This is a genomic window from Bartonella sp. M0192, assembly GCF_016102305.1.
Classification (GTDB): Bacteria; Pseudomonadota; Alphaproteobacteria; order Rhizobiales; family Rhizobiaceae; genus Bartonella; species Bartonella apihabitans.
Genome location: NZ_JACFOU010000001.1, coordinates 136,146 through 159,516 on the forward strand (window position 1 = coordinate 136,146; position 23,371 = coordinate 159,516).

The window sequence follows — 23,371 nt, forward strand, 5'->3', positions numbered from 1 at the left end:
AAATAACAGCCCTAATTGGAAAACAACAGTTCATGATTTGAAGACGAGCGGGTAATATATCAAGAACAGCATTAGCCATTTTTTGCCATGGCTTTGCTGTTTTAAAACGATCAAAGCCTTGAAAGAAAGTCATTCTGACAGAGGGGGTTAAAGAGTGCTAGTTATTTGGGAAGCTGTAAAATCGGCATTTTCAAATATGACAGTTTTCGACGGACGGGCAAATCGAAAAGAATTCAGCCTGTTTTTGTTATTTGACGTTTTCGCTTTTACTGTTTTGTTTCTTATCGCTTTTTTTGACACTAACAGTATTTTTAGTCAAATCCTCAACTTTCCCATAACCGCTCTTGGTATTTTTTTGTATATCCCGAGCGTCTCGCTCATCATCCGCCGGTTTCACGACGTAGAATGGCATGGCTTATGGCTGATTTTTCCATTCATAGGGATAATTTTTCTTTTACCACTTATAATTTTATGGCTGGTTTTTTCAATTTTTTATCATTTAACCGGCCTGTTCGGTCTCGTTATATGGATATTTTTGGTCGGATTATTGCCGATACAACTTTTCCATTTGAAAACCGGAGAGCCGATGTTTTACCTGCTTTTGGGTGTACCGGCCGCAATCTATATTCTTTTCGCTCTGATACTTTGCCCGATGAGAAGCCAAAAAGGCCAAAACAAATATGGCGAACCAAGTTTAAATCTATATTCCGAACAATATTTCTTCGATAAAGCGCATAACCACTCACCGGATAATGAGCCCCCATCGGAACAAGAGAAATAGTATCGCACCAAATCTTGCCACGACGGGATTTGAATAAATAATTGGCAGAACCGTCATAAAATTAAACGTCGGTCAGGCGGTCAAATCGCCTGACCAAAACGAATCATTTCAATTTCGACATATCCTGAGCCAAAGACAGGAAGATCTGCTCGGCCAATTCTTCTGCGGCACGTTTCTTGGCATCCTCTTCAGCTTGCAAGTTTGCATATTCCTGACGAGGACGGTCAAACGAAGCGCTGACAGTCCGTGTGCGTTTGGCAACCGGTTTATTTTTCATATCTTTCAAAACATAAGCCGAACGACCATCAACAGCACCGGCAGATGCACGGCCCGTACGATCGGTCGAATCGCCTATATCCATCTGGACTGCAGTCCGGATGCTATAGCTTGTGCCAAGCGATAGTTGATAGGTTGGATCAGAAGGCTCTCCTGCACCACCATTCAACAAGAAAATCAATCGGTTACGAACCAACTGGTTAAACCGGTCGGTTGGCTCGTCAATAATGACGCCAGACAATTTCGAACGAATGGACGGTGAAACATTCAGTTGCGCCGTCCCGTTCGAGTCTCCATGATAGAGAGGTTGAACAGTGCAGGCCGATATGGCGAGCGTTGTCCCCAATAGTACAGCAGTTGTTATGGGTCTGATGCTATTCAGAATATGGTCAGGCAACAACATTGACGATCCTCTGTGGAACTACGATAATTTTCTTCGGCTTCTTGCCTGCCAGATTTGATTGCACAAAATCGAGGGCAAGAACAGCCTTTTCGATAGTAGATTGATCCGCATTGCGTGCAATTGTCAAATCACCACGCTTTTTCCCGTTAATCTGGATAGGGATAGTAATCTCGTTATCCACAATTAAAGCAGGATCATAATGTGGCCAAGACATTTGGGCAACCAGATTTGTCTCTCCCAAAGCTACATGACATTCTTCCGCGAGGTGCGGAGTCATTGGCGATATCATGACGATAAAGAAATCCAGTGCCTGTCTCAAAGCGGCCTTCATTTCGTCGTCGGCTTGTTCCAGATTTTGCAATTCCGGAGCGAGCTTGTTAACAAGTTCATAAAGGCGAGCCACAGCGCGGTTGAAAGCAAGCTTTTCAATATCATCTGCCACTTTCGCAAGTGTGCGGTGAGCCGCTTTGGAAATATCGAGCGCTGCACCCTTTGTTCCGGCTTGCGGTTTGACATGTGCCAATATTTCGGCACTTGACGAAATCAACCGCCAGACGCGTTGCACAAAACGGTGGGCACCTTCCGCACCCGCTTCGGTCCAGATAACATCACGTTCGGGCGGTGAATCGGAAAGCATGAAAAGCCGTGCGGTATCAGCGCCATAGGAAGAAATAATATCATCAGGGTCGACGACATTTTTCTTCGACTTCGACATTTTTTCGATCGAACCGATTTCTACCGGACTGCCATCGGAAAGGAGGGTCGCACAACGCACACCATCCTTTTCTTCTATCCGGATATCGGCTGGTGCCACCCAACCTTCCTTGTTATGATAGGTTTCGTGAACCACCATACCTTGAGTGAAAAGCCCCTTGAACGGTTCGTCGACATTGACGTGGCCGGTCAATTTCATTGCCCGCATAAAAAAGCGCGAATACAACAAATGCAGAATCGCGTGTTCGATGCCACCAATATATTGGTCGACCGGCAACCATTTCCGGATTGCATCCTTGTTGGTCGGCTCATTTTCCCAAGGGGCAGTAAAGCGGGCATAATACCACGAGGAATCGACAAAGGTATCCATCGTATCGGTTTCCCGCCGTGCGGGTTTGCCACAACGCGGACATTTAACGAATTTCCATGTCGGGTGGCGGTCAAGCGGATTGCCGGGTTTGTCGAATGTAACATCATCAGGTAATTTTACCGGCAAATCGGCACGTGGAACCGGTACATCCCCGCAATCATCACAATGGATAATCGGAATCGGGCAGCCCCAATAGCGTTGCCGCGAAATACCCCAGTCACGCAGGCGAAATTGAACTTTGCGCTCGGCTTGCGGGCGACCGTTCAACATCTGGCCGGACAAGTGTTTGAGAACTTCTTCAAATGCGGCTTTCGGCTTCAAGCCGTCAAGAAAGCCGGAATTGATCATAATACCGTCTTCGGTGTGGGCTTCTTCGGTCACAACAAAACTGTCGGGATCCGCACCTTCGGGCAAAACAACCGGACGCACCGGCAATTCATATTTATTGGCAAAATCAAGATCGCGTTGATCGTGAGCAGGACAGCCGAAAACTGCACCCGTTCCATATTCCATCAAAACGAAATTGGCGACATAAACAGGTATTTCCCATTTATCATCGAATGGATGGACGACTTTCAAGCCGGTGTCGAAACCTTTTTTCTCGGCTGTTTCAATCTCGGCTGTCGACGTTCCCTTGCGGTGACATTCGTCGATAAAATCTTTCAGTTTTGCATTTTTTTCGGCAAGTTTGCGGGCAACCGGATGATCGGCCGCAATAGCGATAAAGGAAGCACCGAATATTGTATCGGGGCGGGTTGAAAAACACTCGATTTCACTGAAACCGTCTATCGGCGTTTCCTTGGCAATTTCCCAGCGCAAAAGCGCACCTTCGGATTTGCCAATCCAGTTGCGTTGCATAACGCGCACTTTTTCCGGCCATTCATCAAGGCCGTTCAAACCATCCAGAAGTTCCTGACTGAATTTGGTGATTTTGAAAAACCATTGCGTAAGCTCCCGCTGTTCAACGAGCGCACCCGAACGCCAGCCGCGCCCGTCAATGACCTGCTCGTTTGCAAGCACTGTATGATCGACCGGATCCCAGTTGACCTTGGAGGTTTTACGATCAACAAGCCCTTTTTCATACATATCGAGAAAAAGCATCTGCTGGCGATGATAATATTCAACATCGCAGGTTGCAAATTCGCGCGACCAATCAAGAGAAAGCCCCATGGACTTCAGCTGCTTTTTCATGGAAGCGATATTCTGGTAAGTCCAGTCTTTCGGGTGAACTTTGTGTTGCATAGCGGCATTTTCTGCCGGCATGCCGAAAGCATCCCACCCCATCGGGTGCAAAACATTGAATCCGCGGGCGCGTTTATAACGGGCAACCACATCCCCCATCGCATAATTGCGCACATGCCCCATGTGAATGCGTCCCGAAGGATAGGGAAACATTTCCAACACATAATATTTCTCGCGCGGGTCATTATTATCGGTTTTGAAAACTTCTTTTTCACCCCAGATTGACTGCCATTTCTGTTCAGTCGCGCGTGGATTGTAGCGTTCGGTTGCCATTACAATTATACTCTTGCAAAATGTGGTCAAAAAACTCAATACGTGCTTCACCACGGATTAAGGAAAGCGTCAACCATTTCTATGCGCTTTTATTCATTAAAATTGATGAAGAAGGGAAAATGACTATGGATGCGGTTATTGCACAATGGCAAAAAGTCAAAGAGAATATCGTCAAAGCGTGCAATGATGCAAAACGTAGAGCTGATGACGTTCAGCTCATCGCTGTGTCGAAAACTTTCGGAGTTGAAGATATTCACCCGCTTCTTGAAGCAGGACAACGAGTTTTCGGTGAAAACCGTGTTCAGGAAGCTGAAAGCAAATGGCCGCAATTGCGCGAAGAATTTCCTGATCTCAAGCTCCATCTCATCGGGCCATTGCAATCAAATAAAACAAAAGAAGCAGTCCAGCTTTTTGACGTGATCGAAACGATTGACAGAGAAAAAATTGCAAAATTTCTTCAAGAAGAAATGTTAAAACAAAACCGCAAGCTCCCTTGCTATGTGCAAGTCAATATCGGAGAAGAGCCACAAAAAGCCGGCATAGCGCCAAATGAGGCAGTCGAGTTTGTCAAACACTGCCAAAACGGCCATCATCTCGATATTGTCGGCTTGATGTGTATTCCGCCAGTCGGTGAAAATCCCGGCCCCTATTTTGCTCTTCTTGCAAAATTGGCTAAAGAGGCGGAAGTGAAAAAACTGTCAATGGGAATGTCGGCGGACTATGAAACAGCCATTGCCTTCGGTGCCACGAGTGTGCGCGTCGGTTCGGCAATATTCGGTCATCGTCCGCCGGTTACTCACCAATAATCAGCTATCCATGCCAATTCCGCCGGCCGCACCAAAGACCTGGCCTGAACAATAGCTTGCTTCTTCTGATGCCAGCAAAACATAAAGGGGGGCAATTTCAACCGGCTGGCCTGCACGCTTCATAGGTGTTTCTGAACCGAATTGCGGCATGGCTTTCATAAGCTGTCCACCTGCCGGTTGCAGCGGTGTCCAGAAGGGACCCGGGGCAACGGCATTGACACGAATGCCTTTCGGAGCGAGCTGTTTTGCCAGTGATTTGGCAAACGCAACATTGGCAGCCTTGGTTTGTGAATAGTCAAACAAGGTTGCAGACGGGTCAAATGCCTGTACCGAAGACGTGATAATAATGGAACCACCCGCAGGAATGTGTGGCAATGCAGCTTTTGTTACACGGAAAGGTGCATAAATGTTGGTTTTCATCGTCTGGTCAAAAGATTCGTCTGTGAGATCGGCAAGAGCTTCCACCGCCTGTTGACGGCCGGCATTATTCACCAGAATATCAAGTCCGCCCAGTTTTTTGACTGCTTCCTCGACCAATTTTTCGCAAAAATGCCGATCGGTCAAATCACCGGGAATAGCAAATCCTTTGCGCCCTGCCTGTTCGATGAGCTTGATAACCTCTTGCGCGTCGGACTCTTCTTCCTTCAGATAATTGATTGCAACATCGGCACCTTCACGTGCAAAAGCGATTGCCACTGCCCGCCCGATGCCGCTGTCACCGCCGGTAATCAAGGCTTTTCTGCCTAAAAGTTTACCGGAACCTTTGTAGCTTTTTTCTCCGTGATCGGCCTTTGGTGTCAACTTTGATGCAAGTCCCGGAGCTTGTTGTTTTTCTGTCGAATAGGGAGGCTGCGGATAAGCATCCACCGGATTTTTCAACGAAGCTGTTTGCGCCGCCATCCGGTGACCTGACTTCTTTGACGTCACATCAGCTCCATTTTTCAACGCTTCTTCACGCGAGACTATCAGCTTTTCGTCCAACATAGCATTTTCCTTTCAAATACCGGACACAACACGAAGTGGTATCACTTCGCTATTTTAACTACTGCTCGCTGTTTTAAAATCGATGCCTCGCTGGCCTTTTTCAGTAAAAAAGAAACAAAAATTGACAATTTATAATTATTTTACTTCGGTTTTTTCTAGTCATTCACGATAAGTTTTTTAAAAAAATTATTTTAAGACTTCCAAGAAACCGATGATACCATTTAATGTAAATATCAAATATCCATCACAAATGGATATTTGATAAAGAACGTGTTGCGTGAGGAGAATAGCAACACAAAAAGGAGGAGAAGATGACGGATAAAGTCTATCCTGTATCTAATAATATCAAGAAAAATGCCTTGATTGATCGTGAAACATATCTTCAATGGTATGATGAAAGTATCAAGGATCCGGATGCATTCTGGTCGAAACATGGCCGGCGCATTGACTGGTTCAAACCATTTACAAAAGTTAAAAATACCAGTTTTCGAGGCCGTGTATCCATAAAATGGTATGAAGACGGCATCACAAATGTAACCTATAATTGCATCGACAGACATTTGAAAAGTCGCGGTGACCAGGTTGCGATGATCTGGGAAGGTGACAACCCCTATATTGATAAAAAAGTCACCTATAAGGAACTTTACGAAAACGTCTGCCGGTTTGCCAATATCCTAAAAAAACGGGGCGTTAAAAAAGGCGATCGGGTTACCATTTATCTTCCCATGATTCTGGAAGCCGCTTATGCAATGCTTGCCTGTGCACGTATCGGCGCAGTCCATTCAGTCGTATTTGCAGGCTTTTCACCGGAAGCACTTGCAGGGCGTATTGTCGACTGCGAATCGACCTTTATCATTACAGCCGACCAAGGTGTACGTGGTGGCAAGCCCATCCCTTTGAAAGAAAATGTCGATCATGCAATCGACATTGCCGCACGCCAATATGTTCTGGTCAATCAGGTGATGGTTGTGCGTAGAACCGGCGGCAAAATCGGCTGGGCCCCCGGCCGTGACTTCTGGTATCATGAAGAAATGGCCAATGCAAAAACCGAATGCCCGCCAGCGCGCATGAAAGCCGAAGACCCGCTTTTTATTCTTTATACGTCAGGTTCTACGGGTAAACCGAAAGGCGTCCTTCATACAACCGGCGGCTATCTTGTTTATGCTTCCATGACGCATGAATATGTATTCGATTATCACGTCGGAGACGTTTATTGGTGTACCGCCGATGTCGGCTGGGTGACCGGACATTCCTATCTGGTTTACGGGCCATTATGTAATGGCGCGACAACGCTTATGTTTGAAGGTGTCCCGAACTTCCCCGATCAGGCGCGCTTTTGGGAAGTTGTCGACAAGCATAAGGTCAATATTCTTTATACCGCACCAACAGCTATTCGTGCATTAATGGGAGCCGGTGACGAATATGTCGAACGCTCGAAACGCACGTCGTTGCGTATTCTTGGTTCGGTTGGCGAGCCGATCAATCCGGAAGCATGGAACTGGTTTTATCATAAAGTCGGTGATGATCGCTGCCCGATTGTCGACACATGGTGGCAGACCGAAACCGGTGGCCATATGATCACCCCGCTACCCGGTGCAACCGATCTGAAACCCGGTTCGGCAACACTTCCTTTCTTCGGCATCAAGCCCGAGCTTGTCGACACTGAAGGAGAAGTCCTTGAAGGTGAAAATGATGGAAACTTATGCATTACCGACTCATGGCCGGGGCAAATGCGCACAATTTATGGCGATCATAACCGTTTTGTAGAAACCTATTTTTCGACCTATAAGGGCAAATATTTTACCGGTGATGGCTGTCGTCGTGATCATGACGGATATTACTGGATTACCGGCCGCGTCGATGACGTCTTGAATGTTTCAGGCCATCGTCTTGGCACGGCAGAAGTTGAATCGGCGCTCGTCTCCGATCACAATGTTTCCGAAGCAGCGGTTGTAGGTTACCCGCATCCGATCAAGGGACAGGGTATCTATTGTTATGTGACATTGATGGAAGGTATCGAACCGACAGAAGAATTGCGTCAACACCTTATCAAACATGTCAGAAACGAGATTGGACCGATTGCCACACCCGACAAGATCCAGTTTGCTCCGAGTCTGCCAAAAACACGTTCGGGCAAAATCATGCGGCGAATTTTGCGTAAAATTGCCGAAGACGAATTTGAAAATCTGGGCGATATATCGACACTTGCAGAACCGCAGGTTGTTGAAGACCTGATTGCTGACCGTTTGAACAAACGTTAAGCACCAAAATAATATCGGCGGAATATTCCGCCGATATTGCTGCGACCTATTGTCGAATTCCTGTTAGCCTGAATTTTTTAGTAATTCGAATGTCTTCGTTATAGGTGCATCTGCCAATATTTACGGGTATCCGCCAATATTTGGCGCAAACTTTACGCCCTGTCTTGGAAACACATAATCTTGCCAGCACATACTTCACCAAGAAGAAGCGACGAGTGAAAACAACTTGACCGTTCACTTCGTCAGTCGAAACATACAATCGGACAGGCTTCACTTGGCTAAATATGGAAAACGGCAGACATACTTCATTGATTTAAAAATTGTGCTTACAAAGCTTATGAAAAATCCCTTAAAGAGCTATAAAAATCTCTCATAGAGAACGGATCTTAAAGAACGGATTCGAGCATTAGAAATTGGCTTTCGATGTTCTGTCGACTAAAGGGCAATGAGAATATTATAGTGTAGATTGGTTGGCTCTACGCCGATGCTGCCTCCGTTTTCTTCGGGGCCTCATGGCGATATAACGAGCGCAATTGCATAGTCCTGTTTATCTTTTCAGCTATTTCAACTGTTTCAGCTATAGTTGAACAATAGGCTTATCCCTGCAATGCAATAAAGCAATTTATGACCGCAACCTGTTCATTTAAAAATTCAATGAGCTGTTTTTTCGTTTTCGGTCAAAAGAAGGGCAGCGTCATCAGCAATACGTTGTTCTTCGTCCGTCGGAATTATGAACGCGGCAATAGGACTATTAAGCGTTGTCAGCCGTGATTGATTGGCATTATTGGCTTCATAGTCAATCTCGATCCCCATCCAACGCAATTGTTCCAATACAGCCTCGCGAATTTCCGGTTGGTGTTCACCGATACCGGCAGTGAAAATAATGGTATCAAGCCCTTCCAGAGTGACTGCCAAACGCGCGATTTCCTGCGCAATACGAAGAGTAAAAACATCAAGAGCCTGTTTTGCCTGTTCCAATTTGGATGCCACCAGATCACGACAATCGGCGCTGATGCCAGACATACCAAGGAGGCCGCTCGAATGATAAAGCATATATTCCATGTCACTGACACTATGGCGCTTGTTTCGCAACAGATGGATGAGAACTCCCGCATCAAGTGACCCGCAACGCGTTGCCATAGGCACACCGTCAAGTGTGGTAAAGCTCATGGTTGTTTCAGCACTCTGCTGATCTTTCAATGCGCAGAGACTGGCGCCACTGCCAAGGTGGGCAACAACGACATTCTTTATACGGACATCTTTCGGCAATTTGGGTAATTGTTCCGAAATATAGTGATAGGAAAGCCCATGGAAACCGTATTTTTTGATACCGCGGTTGTGCAGAATTCGGGGAATGGCGAAACGTCTCACTCTATCGCTCTGGCCCTGATGAAAAGCTGTGTCAAAAGAGGCTGTTTGCATGAGCGACGGATAAAGTTTTTTGACCAGGTAAATCAATCGGAGATTGGCCGGTTGATGGAGTGGTGCAAGCGGTATAAGCGATTCCATATAATCCAATGTTTTATCATTGACGATACACGCATTTCTGAAGATATCTGCGCCGTGTACTATTCTATGACCAACCGCTTTGATTTCTCCGATATCCATTCGCTCAACAAGCCAGCCAAACACTTGCTTGAGCATTTCTTTATCATCGGCTTTTTCTGGGAGCGGTGCAGCCGCTATCTGCTCGCCGGTTTGTTCAATCCGGAAAGAAAAACAATTACGCCTGAGATCAATCGAACCTTTTCCAAGACGCTCTGCGCGGGAGCCCTTTATTTCATAAAGCCCGACCTTTAATGATGAAGAGCCGGAATTGAACGTTACAATCCGGTTATGCATGATGCGCCTTCTCCAGTTTGAACCGCCGCTCGACCATGATTTTTGCGAGTGCTGCGGAGGCAAGACGCACTGACACTTTATCCGATCGGCTGGTGAGAATAATCGGCACACGCGCACCAAGAACCAGTCCGGCAGCACCGGCATCGGCAAAATACATCAATTGCTTGGCAAGCATATTGCCTGCTTCAAGATCCGGCACCAGAAGAATATCGGCTTTTCCTGCGACCGGTGAAACAATACCCTTTATTTCGGCCGCCTTCAAATTGATCGCATTATCAAAAGCCAACGGTCCATCCACAACAGCACCGGTAATTTGCCCGCGCATCGACATGACAGTCAAAGCTGCTGCATCAAGGGTGGCCGGCATTTTCGAATTAACGGTTTCTACCGCCGCAAGCACCGCAACAAGCGGTTTTTCACGCCCCAGAATGCGCATAAGATCAACCGCGTTTTGAACAATATCGCGCTTGTCATCAAGATCCGGACGGATATTGATTGCCGCATCGGTAATGAAAAGCGGCTTTGAATAGGCCGGAATATCCATTGCATAAACGTGGCTGATACGTCGTTCTGTTCGCAACCCCGATTGTGCGTTGACCACGGCGCTTAAAAGCTCGTCGGTATGGAGCGACCCTTTCATTAACGCCTGAACTTTTCCACTTGCTGCCATTTCGACCGCTTTCTGGGCAGCCGCATGGCTATGTTCTGTCGGTATGATTTCGAGATCATCTATTTTGACGCCTGCTTCTTTTGCAGCTTTCCTGATTTTTAATTCCGGCCCGACCAGAACCGGTTGCAAAAATTTTTCTTGCCAGGCTTCAATAGCCGCCACCATGGCTTCTTTTGAACAGGGGTGGACAATTGCCGTTTTGATGGGAGGAAGATCGCGCGCTTGTTCGAGATAAGCATCATAACGTCCGTGTTTTTTTGCTGCCATCGTCATTTCCTTCCAACAACAATTTTAACTAGAACATTGGCCGCATTATTTTTTCGCCTGATTCTGCGAGACGGGCGATTGTACCCATCAATTCTTTCTTTTCGGCCTCGGTTAAATCAACATGATCGAGTTTTTGATCAAATACAATAGCGAAATTGCATCCTTCAGGTATAGCGCCAAGAACATATCCCCTTGACTGATCGACAAAGACCAACGGATCTTTGCGTTTTACTTTGAGCAAACGTTTTTGAATTTTGCCATCAGGCAAATGAATTCGGTAAAAACAATAACCGAAAAATAATTTTGTCAAAGCAACAATTGTCGGCATCATCTTACGTTGGCTTCCGACAACTCTCCATTGCCTATATTGCTGTATAAAATCGGCAAAACTTTTTATCGCAATTAGAAATGCAATTATCAAAACAATAAAAAACACAAACAACCGTTGCCATATGTGCTCTATTTCAAGGTTAAGCACCATTTTTTCCGGATTGTCGCGCTGATAAACAATATATACCGGATAAGAATTCCTTGTTAAACCTAAAAAGCGCACTGAAAAATGTTTTATAAAACTCTGATTTCCGAGCGTTATTTTCGCGTCTGTCCGGCATTCTCGAAAAACCAGTAGTGTTGCACGGCAAAGATTATTTTCCAAAGTAAAATTCTGGACATATTCCGGCTTATCCATAATTTTGAAATCTTCAATGAAATGTGGCTTCCAGAAAAAACAGAACCCTAAAAAAATAACATTGAACAATAAAAAATAGATTAGTCCGCGCTTAAGATAGGAGTAATCACAGCGTTTTATTTTGAGCGGTCTTGTCGGGAAAGATTGACTGAGATTTTTCATAACTCATCCGGTAAAATCCTCGATAAGTTAAATAATATAATTTTATGCGTTAATTTTACAATAAACCGATATGATAAACAGTTAACAAGGTGGTTATTAAATGATATAAGTTTCCGTGGGAAATGCGGGATGACGCTAAAAGCCTGTTTGTACATGAAAGTATTTATGGGTTATTGAAACGGAGTCTGTATAACCACGATGAAACGTGTTGAAAAACAGGAGTGGCGTAACCAGCTTATTCTCGATAATGCCCTGGATTATGCAATATTAACGGCTGACATGAACGGGCTTATTGTCAGCTGGAGTCCGGGCGCCGAAAAATTGTTCGGCTGGAAACCGGAAGAAATAATCGGTCAACCGCTTGATGTTCTTTTCACAGAAGAAGACAGGATGAACAGGCTTCCGGAAACGCGCCAACAAATGGCAAGTTTGCACCGGATAGACGTTGTCGAGCGGTTTCACCAAAGAAAAGATGGTACCACATTCTGGGCATCGGGAGATCTTCAAGCCCTCTATAGCGATGATGGGAAGCAGCAGGGATTCTTAAAAATTGTCCGCGATCGTACAGACGAACAACGTCATTCCGAAACATTAAGGTTGAGTGAAGAACGGTTGCGGCTCGCCCAGCAGGCTGCCGGCATCGGTGCTTTCGAAATTGACCGTGATCGCAAAATAATTGAAGCGACACCGCAATTTTTAAAACTTCTGGGATTCGAGGAAAGCGAGGAACTTCCCTTGAATGACTTTTATTCAGTCATCGTCGATAATCCGGAACAGATTGCAAAACAAATGTTGCAAACGAGACAAGATGAAAGTCTGATTACACATTTGGAATTCCAGATCAAAAGGGCTGATACCAAACAATTACGCTGGATCGGTTATTGGGCGGAAGCTGCTCCAAAAGACGTTGGCAAGTTGATGAAACATCGAATCCTGGGTGTTTTACAGGATGTGACCGAGCGGCGCGACGCACAAGAAAAACAGGCACTCCTTTCAGGTGAACTTGCCCATCGTGTCAAAAATATTTTGGCAATTGTTCAGAGCATTGCCAATCAAACTCTTACCGAATCGACATCGGTGACAAAAGCATTACAGGATTTTTCGGTACGGCTGAATGCACTTGCCCATGCACAGGATATTTTGACACAAGGTGCAACCAACAGTGCCAACCTCAAACAAATTGTCGAAAGCAGTCTTGATATCCATGACAAAACCAAAAAAAGGTTCATCATATCGGGTCCGCCCGTATCACTCTCGCCACAAACAGCGTTGTCCATGGCTTTAGCACTTCATGAATTGAGCACCAATGCTGTCAAATATGGTGCTTTGTCCTCAAAGAGCGGAATCGTTGAAATTAACTGGACTCTCGATAAGGATGAATTCCATTTTTCGTGGTGTGAAAAAGGTGGCCCGACAGTTAGTCAGCCAACAAAGCTCAGTTTCGGCAGCAAACTGATAAAGCGTCTTTTGCCAGCCCGTTTCAACGGACATGCCGAATTGAATTATGCGCCGGAAGGTTTCTCCTTTGAACTAAAAGCGCCTCGAACAGCAGAGAATTTTCCTGGTTGATAAATCAACGTGACCTTTGGAAAAAATGCAACAGATTCATTTCGGGGTAGCGATTTTGAACAATATTTGCTGGCACAAAATATTCTGTTGAATGGACGGGAAACGCAAATCGGGTAATATTAACTATTTCCGGAGCTTGGCACATAGGACAGCCGACTTTGGCAGTGCACCTCAAAAAAATCCGGACAAGCATTTTATCATTGCTGACAAACTGACCGGTTATCAGATATTCCTGCCTATCCGGTGATTTCAATGATCAGATAAACACAAAAAAACAAAATGGGATTTGGCAGCAATGTCGGTCTCGCGCCAGTGTTTTATCAGAAAAATTTGTGAGACGCGCTATCGGACATTTCATTATGATGGTTACCGGAAAGATTATCCGGTGTTATGAAATTTTATGCATTTATTTATGAATGACACCGACGAAAGGAAGCTGGCGGAATGCGTGGCCCGCATCCATTCCGTAACCGACAACAAATTGATCAGGACAGGAAAAACCGACGAAATCCGCTTCAATGTCGGCCTGACGGCGCATCGCCTTATCAAGGAGGGCCGCGATAAAAATGCGTCCGGCTCCACGCGTTTTCAAAAGATCCCGAACAAATTTCAGTGTCTTTCCCGATTCCAGAATATCATCGATTAAAAGAATGTCGCGCCCCGTAATATCGCTATCAAAATCATGAAGAAGTCTGATCTCTCCGCTCTCCTGACCAGCGCCATAGCTTGAAATTGTTATGAATTCGACAGTCGATCTGACACCGGCGCGATGAAGTTCTCTGATAAGATCTGCTGCAAAGATAAATGACCCTTTCAAAATCGGTAAAACCAGCAAATTTTGCGGCTTTTTAGCTGCAATTTCAGTTGCCATTATACGATTGCGTTTGGCAATGTCCTGTTCCGAAAACAGAACATCAATCGACTTTCCATCTATCAAGGGCATGTTATTATCCATATAAAATTTTATGGCCGTGGCCTAACACAGACAATCGCGTTAAGAAAGCAATTGTCACCGCCAAATTTTAACCGCGACTTAACCATATTCATCAAGGATAGGAAAAATTGGGTCCTCCGGTCAAGGACCTTTCAAGAGTTGGCAATGAATGCCTCTGAAGGACAATAGCGGCTCACAGGGCAAAACCGGATAAAATTTCTGCGGTTAGAATAGGTAAATTAACAGTGATTCGTTTTGAAAATGTAGGCTTGCGTTATGGCATGGGGCCGGAAGTCCTCCGTGATATAAGCTTTTATATTCCGCACGGATCATTCCAGTTTTTGACTGGTCCTTCGGGTGCCGGCAAAACAACATTGTTGCGGTTGATGTTTCTCGCATTAAAACCGACGCGCGGCCTTATCAATATATTCGGCCATGATACTGCCCTTTTGAAACGGCAGGATATGCCGAAATTGCGCCAGAGAATTGGTATTGTTTTTCAGGATTTCCGCCTGCTCGATCACATGACAACATATGAAAATGTTTCACTTCCCTTGCGTGTGAGGGGGCGTGAAGAAGCAACCTACCGGGCCGAAGTAGAAGAGCTTCTGCAATGGGTAGGACTTGGTGAACGCATGGACGTATTGCCTCCTGTTCTATCCGGCGGAGAAAAACAACGCGCCGCGATTGCCCGTGCATTGATTGACCAGCCCGAAATTTTATTGGCAGATGAACCGACCGGTAATGTCGACCCCGTCCTTGCCCGCAGACTATTGCGGCTTTTTATCGAGCTTAACCGTTCGGGAACTGCTGTGATTATTGCAACCCACGATGTCAATCTGATGGAGCAGGTCGATGCGCGTCGCATGATTCTTAACGATGGAAGGCTGGAACTTTATGACTGAGCTTTTGCCATCTGACCCCCCAAGAAAATTCCGGTTCCTTAAAAGCTCGACACCTCAAACATCGATTGTTCCTGCGGGTGATGTGTCGGGACAAGCCTTGGTCGTTGTGATTGCGATCATGACGTTTCTCGCATCTCTGGCTATTGGCGGCGTGGATCTTATCGGTCATTCGGCGCATAATTGGGAAAATCAGGTTTCAAGAGAAGCCACTATTCAAATCCGTCCGACTGATGGCCTTGATATAGAAAAAACTTTAAAATATGCCGTAGAACTCGCCAAAAGCTTTCGGGGTGTAAAATCTGCCGAAATCGTCGACCGCACCCAAACAGAACGTCTTCTCGAACCGTGGCTTGGAACCGGACTGGAATTGAACGAGCTTCCTATTCCGCGTCTTATTGCCGTGACACTTGATGATTCCGTTCCGGTCGATTTCGGTATGATAAGCGATGCCATTGCAACACAAATACCCGGAGGAAGTTTTGACGATCATCGCAACGCAATCAGCCGGCTCGTCACAATGGCACATGCGACCATTATTATCGGACTGGTCATATTGGCTCTTGTCATTTCGGCATTGACCCTTACGATTATATTTGCAACACGCAGCGCCCTTTCAGCCAATCAGCACATTGTCGAAGTGCTGCATTTCATCGGAGCGGAATCAAGCTTTATCGCCCGTCAGTTCGACTTGCATTTTTTCAAGACCGGTTTCAAAGGAGCTTGTTACGGCGGCCTCTCCGCCATTATCGTCTTTATTGCTTTTTCATTCTGGTCAGGCTTTGTTTCCGGTACACCTGGCGGCGACCAGACATCGGCCTTGTTCGGCCATTTCAGTCTTGGCCTGTCGAGTTATATCAAGATATTTATTCTTGTGAGCTTCGTCTCTTTACTGACGATGATGACGAGCCGCCTCACCATTTTAAGCCAGTTAAAATCTATTGACCGTAGCGAAAGCGAGTTATTTTAACGATGAGCGAATACACCTTATATGCGCAATTGGCAGATCCTGTGCAGAAGCGGAAAAAGCTTCGCCAGATCAGATTATTGCGTTGGAAAAGGCGTTTTTTCAAACATCTGCCGCCGGTCAGTATTTTTATTCTCGTCTGCATTATTCTGTTCGGCAGCGGTTTTTTCTATTTCAGTGAAAAAATATCCCGTCTCGCTCCACCGGATCCGCTTCCGGTCGCTGACGCAATTATTGTGCTGACTGGCGGTGAAAGCCGGATGGAAGCAGGTCTTGATCTGCTCGGCAAAGGACTTGGCAAAAGACTGTTGATCAGCGGTGTCAATCCATCCACCAATAGTCAGGCCTTAATACGTGTGACCCATAGTGACCCGCAATTATTCGAGTGTTGTGTGGATCTCGGGCACGAAGCTGTCAATACAATCGGAAACGCCGAAGAGGCGACCGACTGGATAAGAAAAAATCACTATCAAAAGGTCTATATCGTCACCAACGATTATCATATGCCGCGTTCGTTACGCGAATTGAACCGCTTGATGCCTGAGATAGACTTCATCGCCTATCCGATTAGCGACGGAACAGGAGAACAAAGCCTGCTCCGTCAATTAGGCGAATTGAGATTGCTTGCAAGCGAATATATCAAATTCATCGGTGCGGAGCTTAGAGCCTATTTCTGATAAAGACGCAATTTTTTTAAACCGGTTCTTTCAAAGCCACATGTTCGACAATTGGCAAAATGATAACGGAATGACAATCGGTTTTGAGTGTTCAGCGCTTGAAATCGGCAACTTTGGCCGAAAGAACAGCAATGGCATCTTTCGAATGCATCTTGACCTGAAAACCGCGTCCACCGCCATTGATATAGATTTTATCAAACAATTCAGCTGTTTTTTCGAAAATTGTTGGTAAATGCCGTCTTTGTCCGAAAGGCGAGATTCCACCCACCTTGTAGCCCGTTAGTTTTTCGGCTTCCTCGACGCTTAACATTTCGGCATGTTTTCCACCAAAAGCGGCGGCAAGTTTTTTCATATTGGCTTCCTGATCGGATGGCAAAACCGCAACATGGGGTTTGCCATCAACGCTGACCATCAATGTTTTGAAAACTGTTTCCGGATCAGCCCCGACAGCTTCTGCTGCCTGCAGGCCGACACGATCAGCATGCGGGTCATAGTGATAGGTGATAAACTCGTATTCGATATGGTTATGATCAAGAAAGGCGGTTGCCGGAGTGGTTTTTGACACTTTAGACTTCCTTCAAATTCAATATTTATCAACGCGTCAATTCAAATCGATGCGGCTAGTCGCGCGATAAAGCGGCAACAGGGTCAAGTTTAGAGGCATTGCGTGCAGGCAGAAAACCGAAGCCGATGCCGATAAGCGTGGAAAAAACAAAAGCTATAATAATTGAACCCATCGAGTAAACAAGTTTAAACGGTGCGCCGCTCACGGCAAAAATCCACCCGACAGAAAGACCGAGCAAAATACCCAAGGCACCGCCGATCAAACAAACAAGGACAGATTCTATCAGAAATTGCTGGAGAATATCACTCTGACGTGCGCCCACAGCCATCCGCACACCAATTTCATTGATTCGCTCGGATACGGTAACTAACATGATATTCATCACACCTATGCCCCCCACCAGAAGCGAAATCAACGCAATGGAGGCAACCAGCAAAGTCAGAACTTGCGTGCTTGCAATGACCTGTTCACGAAATTCTTCGGAATTGCGAATGAAAAAGTCTTCTGTGCCATGCCGCATAATGAGAAAACGTTTAACCGCAGCCTCGGCCAAACGGGAATCGACATTGTCGGCAACTTTCAATGTAATGGAGCGTACGGTCTTGTTGCCGAGAAAGCGTGTCTGCACAGTTGTATATGGCAAATAAAGTTGCAAAGTATCGGAAGGCGGTCCCATTTGTTGCAACTCTATGACACCAACAATACGGGTGGGAACTTTTCCAACCAGAACCACCTGTCCGATCGGACTTTCGTGACTATCGGGAAAAAGCGTTGGCACAGCCTGTTTTTCAACCACGAGATCGGTTGCACGCGATAGCACACTTTCGGAATCGAACAATCGTCCCTCAACCAGTTTTGCGCCTTGTGCTTTGAAATATTGGTCGCTTACACCATAAACCGTCACATTCGATTCGATCGACCCGTAGCGGACAGTAGATGATGTCGTGACAGTCGGTGTTACAGCATCGGCATAAGGTTGTTCGGAAAGTGCTGTTGCATCGGAATCGACCAATGTCGTAACCTTGCCCGATCGCATATCGGCAAAGCTCTTTCCGGCAAAAATATTCAATGTATTGCTTCCCAGACTGTTGATGTTTTCAAGAATCTGTTTTTGCGTACCATTTCCCAAAGCAACCATGGAAACCACGGCAGCAATACCGATAATAACGCCAAGCATGGTCAAAAATGTGCGCATACGATGCGCATTCATTGACAACAAAGCCATGCGGAAAGCCTCATGGAAGCGGTCAAGAAATGATCTCAACAGTCCGATTTTTTTGTTGCTCACGACTTCTGTTGCTACTTCGTCGGCATGACCGGTGGCTACTTCTGTCGGGCGGTTGGGTTTATCCGACAAAATTTCCCCGTCACTGATTTCGATAATCCGTTCGGCTTTTTTTGCGACCGACATATCGTGCGTTACGATAATGATTGTGCGCCCTTCTGCGTGGATTTCCTCCAGAATGCGCAAGACTTCTTCACCGCTATGACTATCAAGTGCTCCCGTCGGCTCGTCGGCAAGGATAACCTCGCCATTATTCATCAATGCACGCGCAATCGAAACACGTTGCTGTTGACCACCGGAAAGTTGTCCCGGACGGTGGGTAATGCGCTCGCCCATGCCGAGACGTTGTAAAAGCGCGGCTGCGCGCTTTTCTCTTTCGTGTGGAGAACGTCCCGCATAAATTGCCGGAATTTCAACATTATCAAGTGCTGTTAACTCGCCAAGCAAATGATAACGCTGGAAAATAAAGCCGAAATGATCGCGGCGAAGAGATGAAAGTTCATCAGCGGAAAGTTGCGAGGTTTCTTTACCGGAAACTTTGTAACTTCCCGAACTCGGCCGATCAAGGCAGCCGAGAATATTCATCAATGTCGATTTTCCCGACCCCGATGCGCCGACAATGGCCACCATTTCTCCACGTCGGATAGTCAGATTGATACCTTTCAAGACCCGTACTTTGCTTTCACCTGCCGGAAATTCACGTACGACATCTTCAAGAACAATGACCGCGTCTTTGTGAGTGTTTTCCATCAATCAGAACGGCCCCACGCGATGACGGCTTCCGGAAGTCGAAGGCATGGTGCCGTTGCTGACACCGGTTACAACGGTTTCACCTTCTTTAAGTCCGGAAACAACTTCGACCATAACTTTATTATTCAATCCGGTTTCAATGTCGCGGGCTTCAAGCTTGCCATTTTTGTCAAGAACATTGACCACTGCTCGTGTGCCCGAAACATCGTTCAATGCATCGCTCGGTATAAGCAGCACCTTTTCAGCGCGTCCCAGAATAATATGAACTTCCGCAGTCATATAGGTGCGCAAAACACCATCATCATTTGGCACATTGAATGTGCCATTATAATAAATGGCCTGCGAAGTCGACGAGCTCGAAGAAGCCGTCGAGGATGAATTGAAACTGATATCATTGCGGATGGATTCAGGTGCCGGTTCGATTTTTTCCAACCGGCTTTCATAGCGCCGCGTACGATTGCCTAAAACATTGAAATAAAGGTCCTGACCGGGTTTGACATTGATGACATCGGCTTCGGATATTTCGGCACGAACCGTCATCACCGACAAATCGCCGAGAATAACAATCGTCGGTGCCGACTGTACGGCGTTAACGTTCTGCCCTTCCTGAACGACGGTGGCAAGAACTGTACCATCGGACGGCGCCGTTACACGCGTATAACCGAGATTGACTTTGGCTGTCTCGACATCAACTTCCGCCTGCACAATCTGGGCTTTCAACTGGTCGATTTGTGCCGCACGGATTTTGACTTGCGCATCGGCATCATCAAAATCGGCTTTGGAAACCGCATGCGAAGAGATCATCGTTTGCTGACGGGTCATATTCTGTTTGGCAAGAACAAGTTGCGCTTCCTGCTCGGCAAGTTTTCCACGGTAATTGGCAAGAGCTGCTTCCTTGCTTTTCAAATCGTTTGTCTGGGTTGTCGGGTCGATTTCGGCAAGTAAATCACCTTGCTTGACAATGCTTCCGGGCTTTACTTTCATCGAAACAATACGACCCGTTGCGCGCGCACCAACAGCAACCAGCCGGTGCGGCTTGATTGTACCATTGGCAAGAACGCTGACTTCAATATCTCCCCTTTTGACCTTCGACGTCATATAGGTTGGCGCAGTCGTCGAAAAAAACGCCGAGTGGACAAATATCAAAAGCACGATCAGTGCAATCACAGCAATGATGATAACGACTGTTTTTTTTGCTTTCATCGCGTTTTGCTCTCTGTTTCAACTTTTTTGATGTGCGGCCCTGTATAGCCGTCGACAATTTCCGGTTTTGTGTCGTCTACCGCACCATTCCAACCGCCACCTAAAGCTTTCATGAGCGAGATATAGTCCTTGGTAATCGAAACCTGACTTTCAATCAGTGACTGTTCGGATGAATAATGGGAACGTTCTGCATTCAACAGTTCAAGAAAACTGGTATTGCCGCTTTGATAAAGCGAACGCGACAGGCTCAGTGCTTTGGCATAGGAATTGGCAGCAATGGCAAGTTTTGCCGAGCGCTGTCTTTCTTTGCTCATTGACACAAGTGCATTTTCGACATCTTCCAATGCCGTCAACACGCTGCTTCGATAATTGATAAAAGATTGGTCACGCTGGGCACGGGCAACCTCGACAGCAGCCATTCTCTGCCCGCCTTCAAAAATCGGTATCGTCAAGCCGGGACCGGCCGACCAACTGATTGAAGAACTTTTTCCAAGTTCACCCGGCTGGGTCGCAGAGGTGGAAATATTGCCTGTTAGCGTCAAAGACGGATAACGGTCGGCTTCTTTCTGGCCGATACGAGCGGTGGCTTGCGCATATTGGCGTTCTGCCAGACGAACATCCGGACGTGTCAGCAGAATATCGGCAGGAACGCCCGCCGGTATCGGCCATTTCGGTTCAGGAATTTTACCTGTTTTTGCCATGATATCATTAAGAGCGGTCGGGCTTTGGCCGGTTAAAACAGACAAACGGTGGACTGTTGTTGCAAGATTGGCCTGCATTTGTGGAATGCCGGCTTCGGTGGTGGCAGCTTGACCTTCGGCATTGGATACATCAAGCTGGGAAACTGCGCCGGCGGCAAATTTGTCTTTGGTCAATTGTGCGGTGCGCCGTTGCGCAATTGCGGTGCGTTGAGCCAGCGCTATCTGCTGTTGTAGCCCGCGTATTTCCGCATAATTGGTTGCAACATCTCCAATCAGGGTCAGCATTGTGGCACGCATATCTTCTTTGGCGCCATCAAGACCGTATTTTGCAGCTTCGACTGCCCGCCGGTTAGCACCGAAAAGATCAATTTCCCAACTTGAATCAAGTCCGCCGCGATACTGGCTGCGCTCGGGCCCGCCTGCCGATTTATTGCGATTGGCAGAAGCCGAGCCGTCGATACTTGGTAATAATGTTCCGGTTGTCTGCCACAAAGTCGCTCTTGCTTCACGCACCCTGGCTTTTGCCGATTGGACATCATTGTTACCGGCAATCGCATCAGAGACCAGTTTATCAAGCAAGGGATCATTCAGTCTTTGCCACCAGTTTGCAAGTTCCGGCGGTGTTGACGGTGTTTCATGTGAAGAGCCGCTCCATTTGGAATCGAGCTTGAAAATCGGCTTTTGATAATCGGGGCCGACAAGGCAGCCCGAAAGCATCAAAACTGAAGTCAGTGCAATCAAGGAAAAAGTTGATCGGCCGACAGTTTTGAAACAGCCTTTCTGCATTATTTTCCTGCTCCGATCACAAATTATAAAACGGCAAAGGTTTTAATTTTGCTTCTTATTTCATAAACAGAAGCGAAAATCTCGTGAAATTTTGTTCATGTTTTGTCAAAAGCAATAGATCAATAACAACGAATTTCACTTTTTGTTATGCAAGGTCGAAATGCATGATGACGGGAACATGATCAGACGGCTTTTCCATTCCTCTTGCCTCGGTCAAAATTTCCATTTCCTGCATATGTGGTACAAGATCCGGCGATGACCAGATATGATCGAGCCTGCGTCCACGGTTGGACGAGGCCCAATCTTTGGCCCGATAGCTCCACCATGTGAAAATCTTTTCCGGTTCGGGAATTTTCTTGCGCATCAAGTCGACCCAACCACCTTGAGAACAAAGATCAATCAATGTTTTTGTCTCTATCGGCGTATGGCTGACAATTTTCAAAAGTTGTTTATGTGACCACACATCATTTTCATAAGGAGCAATATTGAGGTCGCCTACGAGAATGCTTGAAAGCCCGTCGCCCATATCGGCTTTGACGGCTTTCATTTCTTCCAGAAAATCGAGTTTATGACGAAATTTCGGATTGATTTCGGGGTCCGGCTCATCCCCGCCGGCAGGAACATAGAAATTGTGAATACGGATATGTTTATCGCCAGCTTTGATTGTTACAGCAATATGCCTGCAATCATGCTTGTTGCAAAATTCCTTTTTTTCAACATTTTCAAAAGGCCGCAACGATAAGGTTGCCACACCGTGATAACCTTTTTGTCCGTGAACAGCGATATGTTCATAGCCTGCCGCACGCAAAGCTTTATATGGAAATTTATCATCAGGACATTTGGTTTCCTGCAAACACAAAATATCCGGTTTTTCTTTTTCTATAACTTTAAGAATAAGAGGTAAACGTAAACGAACCGAATTGATATTCCACGTTGCAACTGAAAAACTCATCAAACTTTAACCTTGATTGAAAATATGCGGTTACCGGTTCTTTAAGCGCAAAAACGGAGAAAATCCAGTTTTAGCAACACCGGTACACTGATGTCCTCATTTCAATCAGGAATGAGATCAATAAAACGCAAAGTTTCTGAAAACCCGATCTGTTAAAAAAGCATCCGTTTTCCTTCTGAACTGTCGGCGATCAATATCAATCCCGAAAGACAGTTCTGTCGTTTGCGAATGTTTATCAAAACCGATCGTGTCTTTTATAAAATATAAAAATACGTTCTTAATGAGAGAAATATCAATATAAACCGATTTTAAAATCAATAAATTCGTATAACCATAAGAAC

Annotated in this window: 19 protein-coding genes; 7 read left to right on the forward strand and 12 right to left on the reverse strand. The window is 46.1% G+C overall.

Features of this window, described 5'->3' with window-relative positions:
- Positions 1 to 196 precede the first annotated feature (196 nt).
- On the forward strand, positions 197 to 781 hold the full coding sequence (locus H3S82_RS11355; protein WP_077973117.1) for a DUF805 domain-containing protein: 585 nt from the start codon (positions 197 to 199) through the stop codon (positions 779 to 781).
- A gap of 103 nt (positions 782 to 884) precedes the next feature.
- On the opposite strand, the gene lptE is transcribed toward H3S82_RS11355, so the two are convergent.
- Together lptE and leuS are read right to left on the reverse strand one after the other, a co-directional pair.
- On the reverse strand, positions 885 to 1,460 hold the full coding sequence (gene lptE, locus H3S82_RS00660) for an LPS assembly lipoprotein LptE (protein WP_077973119.1): 576 nt from the start codon (positions 1,458 to 1,460) through the stop codon (positions 885 to 887).
- Positions 1,447 to 4,059 (reverse strand): leucine--tRNA ligase, encoded by a 2,613-nt coding sequence (gene leuS / locus H3S82_RS00665; protein WP_198232878.1) that lies wholly within the window; start codon positions 4,057 to 4,059, stop codon positions 1,447 to 1,449. The genes lptE and leuS overlap by 14 nt, the downstream gene beginning before the upstream one ends.
- A gap of 125 nt (positions 4,060 to 4,184) precedes the next feature.
- Between leuS and H3S82_RS00670 the strand changes: the two genes are divergently transcribed.
- Positions 4,185 to 4,865, forward strand: coding sequence for a YggS family pyridoxal phosphate-dependent enzyme (locus H3S82_RS00670; RefSeq protein ID WP_198232882.1), 681 nt, complete (start codon positions 4,185 to 4,187; stop codon positions 4,863 to 4,865).
- On the opposite strand, the gene H3S82_RS00675 is transcribed toward H3S82_RS00670, so the two are convergent.
- Positions 4,866 to 5,849 carry an SDR family oxidoreductase gene (locus tag H3S82_RS00675; protein ID WP_370541179.1) on the reverse strand — a complete coding sequence of 328 codons (984 nt, stop codon included), beginning with the start codon at positions 5,847 to 5,849 and terminating at the stop codon, positions 4,866 to 4,868.
- 311 nt (positions 5,850 to 6,160) lie between these two features.
- On the opposite strand from H3S82_RS00675, the gene acs reads away from it, so the two are divergent.
- Positions 6,161 to 8,110 (forward strand): acetate--CoA ligase, encoded by a 1,950-nt coding sequence (gene acs / locus H3S82_RS00680; RefSeq protein WP_198232879.1) that lies wholly within the window; start codon positions 6,161 to 6,163, stop codon positions 8,108 to 8,110.
- 651 nt (positions 8,111 to 8,761) lie between these two features.
- Here acs and H3S82_RS00685 read toward each other — a convergent pair.
- The 3 genes from H3S82_RS00685 to H3S82_RS00695 are packed head-to-tail and all read right to left on the reverse strand — an operon-like array spanning position 8,762 to position 11,739.
- On the reverse strand, positions 8,762 to 9,952 hold the full coding sequence (locus tag H3S82_RS00685; RefSeq protein WP_077973127.1) for an acetate/propionate family kinase: 1,191 nt from the start codon (positions 9,950 to 9,952) through the stop codon (positions 8,762 to 8,764).
- Positions 9,945 to 10,889 carry a bifunctional enoyl-CoA hydratase/phosphate acetyltransferase gene (locus H3S82_RS00690; protein WP_246785217.1) on the reverse strand — a complete coding sequence of 315 codons (945 nt, stop codon included), beginning with the start codon at positions 10,887 to 10,889 and terminating at the stop codon, positions 9,945 to 9,947. Before H3S82_RS00690 ends, H3S82_RS00685 begins: the two co-directional genes overlap by 8 nt.
- A 28-nt stretch (positions 10,890 to 10,917) precedes the next feature.
- Positions 10,918 to 11,739: a hypothetical protein gene (locus H3S82_RS00695; protein ID WP_077973130.1), complete on the reverse strand. Its 822-nt coding sequence runs from the start codon at positions 11,737 to 11,739 to the stop codon at positions 10,918 to 10,920.
- A 198-nt stretch (positions 11,740 to 11,937) separates the two neighbouring features.
- On the opposite strand from H3S82_RS00695, the gene H3S82_RS00700 reads away from it, so the two are divergent.
- Positions 11,938 to 13,308, forward strand: coding sequence for a sensor histidine kinase (locus H3S82_RS00700; protein ID WP_198225628.1), 1,371 nt, complete (start codon positions 11,938 to 11,940; stop codon positions 13,306 to 13,308).
- Between the two features lie 406 nt (positions 13,309 to 13,714).
- Here H3S82_RS00700 and hpt read toward each other — a convergent pair whose 3' ends face one another.
- A complete protein-coding gene (gene hpt, locus H3S82_RS00705) occupies positions 13,715 to 14,251 on the reverse strand; it encodes a hypoxanthine phosphoribosyltransferase (protein WP_198237077.1) in 537 nt (178 codons plus the stop codon).
- Positions 14,252 to 14,487: 236 nt separating this feature from the next.
- Here hpt and ftsE point away from each other — a divergent pair, with 236 nt between their 5' ends.
- The 3 genes from ftsE to H3S82_RS00720 are packed head-to-tail and all read left to right on the forward strand — an operon-like array spanning position 14,488 to position 16,788.
- Positions 14,488 to 15,147, forward strand: coding sequence for a cell division ATP-binding protein FtsE (ftsE, locus tag H3S82_RS00710; protein ID WP_077973134.1), 660 nt, complete (start codon positions 14,488 to 14,490; stop codon positions 15,145 to 15,147).
- A complete protein-coding gene (locus H3S82_RS00715) occupies positions 15,140 to 16,114 on the forward strand; it encodes an ABC transporter permease (protein ID WP_246785218.1) in 975 nt (324 codons plus the stop codon). The genes ftsE and H3S82_RS00715 overlap by 8 nt, the downstream gene beginning before the upstream one ends.
- A 2-nt stretch (positions 16,115 to 16,116) precedes the next feature.
- Positions 16,117 to 16,788, forward strand: coding sequence for a YdcF family protein (locus H3S82_RS00720; RefSeq protein WP_077973136.1), 672 nt, complete (start codon positions 16,117 to 16,119; stop codon positions 16,786 to 16,788).
- Positions 16,789 to 16,879: 91 nt separating this feature from the next.
- On the opposite strand, the gene ybaK is transcribed toward H3S82_RS00720, so the two are convergent.
- The 5 genes from ybaK to H3S82_RS00745 all read right to left on the reverse strand — a co-directional run bounded on the left by ybaK (position 16,880) and on the right by H3S82_RS00745 (position 23,030).
- Positions 16,880 to 17,353 (reverse strand): Cys-tRNA(Pro) deacylase, encoded by a 474-nt coding sequence (gene ybaK / locus H3S82_RS00725; protein WP_077973137.1) that lies wholly within the window; start codon positions 17,351 to 17,353, stop codon positions 16,880 to 16,882.
- Positions 17,354 to 17,408: 55 nt separating this feature from the next.
- Positions 17,409 to 19,388, reverse strand: a complete 1,980-nt coding sequence (locus H3S82_RS00730) for a MacB family efflux pump subunit (protein WP_198225625.1) — start codon at positions 19,386 to 19,388, stop codon at positions 17,409 to 17,411.
- A 3-nt stretch (positions 19,389 to 19,391) separates the two neighbouring features.
- Positions 19,392 to 20,591, reverse strand: a complete 1,200-nt coding sequence (locus tag H3S82_RS00735) for an efflux RND transporter periplasmic adaptor subunit (RefSeq protein ID WP_198233493.1) — start codon at positions 20,589 to 20,591, stop codon at positions 19,392 to 19,394.
- Positions 20,588 to 22,078: an efflux transporter outer membrane subunit gene (locus H3S82_RS00740; RefSeq protein WP_198237078.1), complete on the reverse strand. Its 1,491-nt coding sequence runs from the start codon at positions 22,076 to 22,078 to the stop codon at positions 20,588 to 20,590. Before H3S82_RS00740 ends, H3S82_RS00735 begins: the two co-directional genes overlap by 4 nt.
- A gap of 145 nt (positions 22,079 to 22,223) precedes the next feature.
- Positions 22,224 to 23,030 carry an exodeoxyribonuclease III gene (locus tag H3S82_RS00745; RefSeq protein WP_198237079.1) on the reverse strand — a complete coding sequence of 269 codons (807 nt, stop codon included), beginning with the start codon at positions 23,028 to 23,030 and terminating at the stop codon, positions 22,224 to 22,226.
- Between the last annotated feature and the right edge of the window lie 341 nt (positions 23,031 to 23,371).